At 64.6% G+C, this 6,718-nt stretch carries 6 protein-coding genes; 5 read left to right on the top strand and 1 reads right to left on the bottom strand.

Features of this window, described 5'->3' with window-relative positions; translation table 11 throughout:
• On the bottom strand, positions 1-498 hold a 498-nt coding region (locus tag EWM57_RS08565), incomplete at its 3' end, for a hypothetical protein (RefSeq protein WP_129920725.1).
• Positions 499-651: 153 nt separating this feature from the next.
• Between EWM57_RS08565 and EWM57_RS08560 the strand changes: the two genes are divergently transcribed.
• The 5 genes from EWM57_RS08560 (at position 652) to EWM57_RS08540 (ending at position 6,716) form a co-directional block, all read left to right on the top strand.
• Entirely contained in the window at positions 652-1,407 is a 756-nt protein-coding gene (locus EWM57_RS08560; RefSeq protein ID WP_129920724.1) for a hypothetical protein, read from the top strand.
• Between the two features lie 51 nt (positions 1,408-1,458).
• The gene (locus tag EWM57_RS08555) at positions 1,459-1,923 is read left to right on the top strand and encodes a hypothetical protein (protein WP_129920723.1); all 465 of its coding nucleotides are present in this window, start codon (positions 1,459-1,461) and stop codon (positions 1,921-1,923) included.
• 206 nt (positions 1,924-2,129) lie between these two features.
• Positions 2,130-4,214 carry a DNA primase gene (gene dnaG, locus EWM57_RS08550; protein WP_129920722.1) on the top strand — a complete coding sequence of 695 codons (2,085 nt, stop codon included), beginning with the start codon at positions 2,130-2,132 and terminating at the stop codon, positions 4,212-4,214.
• An 89-nt stretch (positions 4,215-4,303) separates the two neighbouring features.
• Positions 4,304-5,365 carry a potassium channel family protein gene (locus EWM57_RS08545; protein WP_242510019.1) on the top strand — a complete coding sequence of 354 codons (1,062 nt, stop codon included), beginning with the start codon at positions 4,304-4,306 and terminating at the stop codon, positions 5,363-5,365.
• 133 nt (positions 5,366-5,498) lie between these two features.
• Entirely contained in the window at positions 5,499-6,716 is a 1,218-nt protein-coding gene (locus EWM57_RS08540) for a glycosyltransferase family 4 protein (protein ID WP_129920721.1), read from the top strand.
• The last annotated feature ends 2 nt before the right edge of the window (positions 6,717-6,718 follow it).

The raw sequence follows: 6,718 nt of genomic DNA, 5'->3' as shown, positions 1-6,718 counted from the left end.
CAGGGCCAGCCGCCGCCGGTCTACCACCAGGGCGTAGGCCAGAAAGCTGATGAGCACCGGAAACAGCAGAATGGCCAGCATGCCCAGCAGTACGCCCAGCTGCCCCAGCGGGCTCAGCAGCGTGGACCAGAAGTCGGCCACGTAGAAGCCGTGCAGGGTGCGGCGCATCACTGGGCTCAGGGGTAGGTAGGCCGCGGCCAGACGGGAGCCGACGTACATCCAGACCTGAAAGGCGTAGAGCAGCACTACGCCCCCGGCCAGGGCCCGGCCCAGGTGGCCGCGCAGCAGCCAGCGCGGAATAATCAGGTAGACCAGGGCGTTGAAGAGCAGGATGGCAAAGCCCATCTGCAACGCCACCAGCGGCCACACCGGCCCGTCGAAGTGGAAGTTGGGGCGGTTGTTCCAGGCGAAGTAGAAGCCCGCCAGCACCGCCCACAGCCCCAGTTGCAGCAGCGCGGCCGCGGCGCGCGGACTCAGCGCCGTCAGCCGGTGACGCACGAAGGTAAAAGCGGGTTCAAACGGACGAAAAGGGGAGGACAACTCGAACTTTGGTGGGGTGGGGCCGCTAGTTGGTCGAATAATGTTTCGGCAGCCAAAGCTCCGCAATTTCTTTGGCTCAGTTCTTCTCCTTTTTTCCAAAACCAACCGGCTATGTTCCGCTCCTCACTCTTCGCCGCCGCCTGCTCCCAGCGCACCGTCCGCCGCCTGGCGGGTTTGGCCCTCACCCTGGCAACGCTGAGCCCGGCCGCCCGGGCCCAGGCTCCGGACACGGCCTTCACCCGGCTGGTGCAGAAAAATCAGTTTGCCCTTGTGTCCACCGGCGCCCGCTTCAGCGGCCCGGGCTGGGACAAGCTGGAGCAGGATATCCGCAAAAGCACGCTGGTGCTGGTGGGCGAAGACCACGGCATGGCCCAGATTCCGGGCTTTGCCGCCGCCGTGGGGCAGGTGCTCAAGCCCAAGCTTTACGTGGCCGAAATCGACAAGTACCAGGCCCGCGACCTGAGCCGGCTGGCCGCCCAGCCCGGCCTGCCCACCGCCTTCAGCAGAGAGTATCCGATGGCCTTGTCGTTTTACAGCTGGGCCGAGGAGTTTGAGCTGGCCCGCGCCCTGCAGGCCCAGGGCGCCGCGCTGGTGGGCGTCGAGCAGGTGGGCTCCGCCACCCCGGGCCGGCTGCTGGGGCTGATGGCCGACCAAACCAAGCACAAGGCCAGCCAAGCCTATTTGCGCAAAACCGCCGCCGCTTTCCAGGCCCAGGACCGCCGCGACCTGGTGGCCGGCACCTACCACCACTCCACGGTGAACACGCTGCGCCCCGCCACCCTCGACAGCCTGCGGGCCGCCACCCGCGCCGAAAGCCCCGCCGTCCGCCAGATGCTGCGCGACTTTGAAGCCAGCGTGGCTATCTAACAGACCAACTTTGCCGGCAAGCCCGGGGCCCACCAGACCCGCATCAACCTGATGAAGCGCAACCTGCTCGGCGAGCTGCAGCCCTACCTGACCACCGACCAGCCCCTGCCGCCCATGCTCTTCAAGTTCGGAGCCTACCACCTGGGCCGGGGCCGCAGCATCTGGGGCGACATCTACGACGTGGGCAACCTGGCCGTGAACCTGGCCGACGCCCACGACCAGAAAACCCTGCACATCTTCGTTATCGGCAAGCAGGGCACCCAGGTGGGCGGGGCCAACCCCGACGACTTCAGCAAGAACGTGGCCCACTACTCCCACGCCGACGAGGCCATGGTCCAGCCCTTCATGGCAGCCACCCCCGCCGGGGACGCCTGGCAGGTGTTTGACGTGCGCCCCCTGCGCCGGGCCCTGCTGCGCAAAGGGCTGAAAGTCGCCAGCCAGGAGCTCGAAGCCACCATCCTGGGCTACGACTACGTGGTTATCATCCCCGAAACCACCGCCAGCCGCAACTTTTAATTGATTCTGGTCGCCGATTCCTTACGTAAAGCCGATTGTTATTCTGATTCGCCGGCCCGTCCGGGTGCTGCGGCGCCCGAGGCGGGCCGGCTGTCGTAGGGGCGGGGCGGCGGCCAAACGGGACCAAGGTTTTCCTGCGCACGGCCGCGCTTCTCGTCGTACCTTCGTACGGCTGTTCCGTTACCACCCTGTTGCTGTAAGTACCCTTGGCCCGCATTCCCAAAGAAACCATTGACCAGATCATCCACCTCGCCGACATCGTGGAGGTGGTGGGTGACTTCGTGAGCCTGAAGAAAAAGGGCAACAACATGTGGGCCTGCTGCCCCTTTCACCACGAAAAATCACCCTCATTTTCGGTGGCCCCGGCCAAGGGCCTCTACAAGTGCTTTGGCTGCGGTAAAGCCGGCGGGGTGGTCCAGTTCATCATGGACATCGAGGGCACCAGCTACGTGGAGGCCCTGAAATACCTGGCCAAAAAGTACGGCGTCGAAATTCAGGAAGAGGAAAAGACGCCCGAGCAGCAGCTGGCCCAAAACGAAAAGGACTCCCAGTTTATCGTCTCGAACTGGGCCAAGGACCACTACCACAAGCTGCTGCTGGAAAGCGAGGAGGGGCAGAGCATCGGGCTGAGCTACCTGCGCCAGCGCGGCCTCAACCAGAGCACCATCCAGACCTTTGAGCTGGGCTACTCCCTCGATATGTGGGACGATTTGCTCAAAGCCGCCCAGAAGGAAGGTTTCCAGGCCAAGTACCTCGAAAAAACCGGCCTGACCATCATCCGCGAGGACGAGCAGGGCAAGGACTCGGGCCGGCGCTACGACCGGTTCCGGGGCCGGGTCATGTTCCCGATTCACAACGTGTCGGGCCGGGTTATCGGCTTCGGGGCGCGCACGCTCAAGGCCAACGACAAGACGGCCAAGTACCTCAACTCGCCCGAATCCGACATCTACCACAAGTCGGACGTGCTCTACGGGCTGTTTCAGGCCCGGCAGGCCATCCGGAGCGAGGAAGTCTGCTACCTCGTGGAAGGCTACCTCGACGTGCTGAGCCTCTACCAGGGCGGCATCAAGAACGTGGTGGCCTCGTCGGGCACCTCGCTCACCGAAAGCCAGATTCGCCTCATTGCCCGCTACTCCGAAAACGTGACGGTGCTCTACGACGGTGACGCGGCCGGTATCCGGGCCTCGCTGCGGGGCATCGACATGCTGCTCGAAGGCGGCCTGAATGTGCGCGTGGTGCTCTTTCCCGACGGCGACGACCCGGACTCCTACATCCGCAAGGTCGGCGACCAGCGCTTCAAGGAGCACCTCGAAAAAGCCAGCCAGGACTTTATCAGCTTCAAGACCTCGGTCGTGGCCAAGGAAGCCGCCGGCGACCCGGTGAAGAAGGCCGAGGCCATCCGGGACGTGCTCCAGAGCATTGCCAAGGTGCCCGACCCGATCAAGCGCCAGGTGTTTTTGCAGCAGACCTCGGGCGCCTTTGGCATCGACGAGCAGGTGCTCATCACCGAGTACAACAAGCTGGTCAAAACCGCCACTCAGAAGGCCCCCACCAACACCTCGGGGGCCGGCAGCGCCCACACCGGGGGCAGCAGCTGGTCGAACGGACTGCCCGCTGCCGCGCCGGCCGCGCCGAGTGCGCCGCGGGTGCCCGCGCCCTCCATGAGCCCGGAGGAAGAGGCGGAAATGGCCATGTACGGGGCCACGCCCGAAGATTTCGCGGCCCTGGGCGGCGGGACCGTGGAAGAAGAGCTGGAGCCCACGCCCGACCTAGTGCAGGTCTGCGAGCGGGAAATTGTGCGCCTGCTGGTACTCTACGCCGCCCAGCCCCTCACCGAAGACATTGCCGTGGCCCAGTACATCTTCGCCCAGCTCGAGGAAACGCCCCTGCGCACCCCGATTTACGCCGACTTGATGCACCTGTGCCGGGAGGAGATGAACGAGGGCCGCTGGCCCGAGGTGCGCTACTTCATCCAGCACAGCCGGGCCGACATCCGCGCCGTGGTGTCGGACCTGGCCACCGAGAAGTACGATTTGAGCCCGAACTGGAGTACCCACCAGATTTACGTGCCCCGGGAGCTGGACCAGCTCCAGCAGGCCTGCGACAACGCCATTCTGCGCCTCAACAAGGTGCACGTGGAGCGGGAACTCAGCATCCAGCTCGAAGCCCTGCGCCACCCCATGGACGAGCTGACCATGCTCGAAACCCTGGGCAACATCAAGCTGCTCAAGGAAATGGACAACCGCCTCGGCGAGCTGCTCGGCACCGTCATCCCGCGCGGAGCTATGTAGGAGCTTAGAGCTGAGATTTTAGAGCGTAGAACTCAGAATCCGGCACAGTAGCTTCTCTGTTCTACGCTCTAAAATCTACGCTCTAAAAAATGCCCAACAACAACCTCGTCGCACTCTGGAAGCGGGCTAACCTGAGCCGGTTTGTGCTGGCTTTGCTGTTGGCCGTGTTCAGCTTCGGGGCGGGTATCATCGGGTTTATGGTCATCGAGGGCTACGGCCTGCTCGACGCGGTGTACATGACCATGATTACCGTCTCCACGGTGGGCTTCGGGGAACTGCACCCGATGTCGCCCACCGGGCGGCTGTTTGTTTCGGTCTACATCTTCTTCAACTTGCTTGTCATTGCCTACCTCGTGTCGGTGCTGACCACCTATATTTTCGACGGCGAGCTGCGTACTATTTTCAAGATGTTTAAATCCGACCACGAAATCCGGGGCTACTCCGACCACGTCATCGTCTGCGGCTTCGGCCGCAACGGGCGCAAGGCCTACCACGAGCTGCGCGCCAACGGGGCCCGGGTGGTCGTCATTGAGCAAAATCAGAACCTGCTGCGCGACGCCAGCGAGGAAGGGGAGGGCGCCATTCCGGCCGTGTTCGGCGACGCCACCACCGACGAAACCCTGCGCGCGGCCGGCGTGGAAAAGGCCCGGGCCCTGATTACGGCCCTGCCCAAGGATGCCGACAACGTGTTTGTGGCCCTCACGGCCCGGGAGCTGAACCCCCACATCAAGATTATTGCCCGCGCCAGCCTCAAAACCTCGGAAAGCAAGCTCCTGCGCGCCGGCGCCGACTCGGTGGTGATGCCCGACGAAATCGGGGGCTCCCACATGGCCAACCTGGTGGTGCGACCCGAAGTGATTCGCTTTCTGGAAATGATTAACGGCTTGGGTCCCAACAAGCTGCGCCTGGAGGAAATGAGCTACCGCGACCTGCGCCGGGAGTGGCAGGGCATGAGCATCCGCGAGCTGGACATCCGCTCCCGCACCGGCGCCACCGTCATCGGCCTCAAGCTCAGCACCGGCGAGTTCATCGTCAGCCCCAGCGCCGACACCCGCCCCGCCGCCGGCGACGTGCTGCTGGTGCTGGGCACCGATGAGCAGGTGAAGGCCCTGGTGCGGCAATTCATCACGCTGGGCCCCGGCCGCCACTAGAACGGCTTGCAGTCAGGGAGTTGGCTTCGGCGGGCCGGGCGGGCGGGCTAATCCGGCCCGCCGGGGCGCGCTGAAAAGGCTTTCTGCGTAGCTTTGCAGGCTGTTTGTCCCGGGTTTCTCATCCCTCTCTGCTGTGCGCATCCTCCAAGTCTGTCCCCGCGTGCCATTTCCGCCCCACGACGGGGGCGCTATTGCCATGTACGACGTGGCGGCCGGCCTGGCCCGGCAGGGACACGCGGTGACGGTGCTGGCCATCAACACGCCCAAGCACTTTCAGCCCGCCGACGTGCTCAGCCACTTGCCCGGCGTGCGCCTGGTCACGGTGCCCGTCGATACGAGCCTCTCGCCGGTGAAGGCGCTTAAAAACCTGCTCGTGGGCTCGATGCCCTATAATGTGGAGCGCTTCGTGAGTCCGGCCGTGGCCGAGCGGCTGACTGAGCTGCTGCACGAGGAGGCTTTCGACGTAGTCCAGCTCGAGGGCACGTTCGTAGCCTGGTACGTCGACGTGGTCCGGCGCGCGGCCCCGCAGGTGCCCGTGGTGCTGCGGGCCCACAACCTGGAATACACCATCTGGCAGATGCTGGCCGCCCGGGAGCTGAACCCGCTCAAGCGCTTCTACCTCCGGCACCTGGCCCGGGGCCTCAAGAAGTTCGAGGAGCACTACCTCGCCCGCTTCGACGCCGTGGCGGCCATCACCGAGCCCGACCAGCGCCGCCTGCGCGCCCTGGGCGCCCCCGAGCCGGTGGTGTTTGTGCCCGCCGGCGTCGATTTGAGCCGCTTTCAGCGCAACGCCGCCCTGCGCCCCAAGCCCCGGACCCTGTTCATGATTGGCTCGCTCGACTGGCTGCCCAACCTGGAAGGGCTCGACTGGTTTCTGACCCAGGTCTGGCCCGCGGTGCACGAGCAGATGCCCGACCTGGAGCTGCACGTGGCCGGCAAAAATACCCCGCCCCGGCTGCTGAACCTGGCCCGGCAAAACGTCATCGTGCACGGCTTCGTGGACTCGGCCGCCGAGTTTATGCAGCAGTACGACGTGATGATTGTGCCCTTGCTGTCGGGAGGCGGCATGCGCATCAAAATCATTGAGGGCATGGCTCTGGGCAAGTGCATTATCAGTACCGGACTGGGCTCGGAGGGCATTTTTGTGCGCAACGGCCACGACATCATCCTCTGCGACGAGCCCTCGGAGTGGGTCAGCCGCATCCGGAGTTATTACCGCGGCGAGGCTCTGCACGAGGAAATTGGGCAGGAGGCGGCCCGCACCATTGCCCGCCTCTACGACAACCGCCGGGTGGTGGAAAGCTTCCTGGATTTGTACCGCATCGTGGGGCGCCGCGCGCAAACCGCCTAAGC

The sequence above is a fragment of the Hymenobacter persicinus genome, from assembly GCF_004167665.1.
Lineage (GTDB): Bacteria > Bacteroidota > Bacteroidia > Cytophagales > Hymenobacteraceae > Hymenobacter > Hymenobacter persicinus.
Note: the sequence above shows the minus strand (reverse complement) of the source record. Positions and strands in the feature narration are given on the sequence as shown.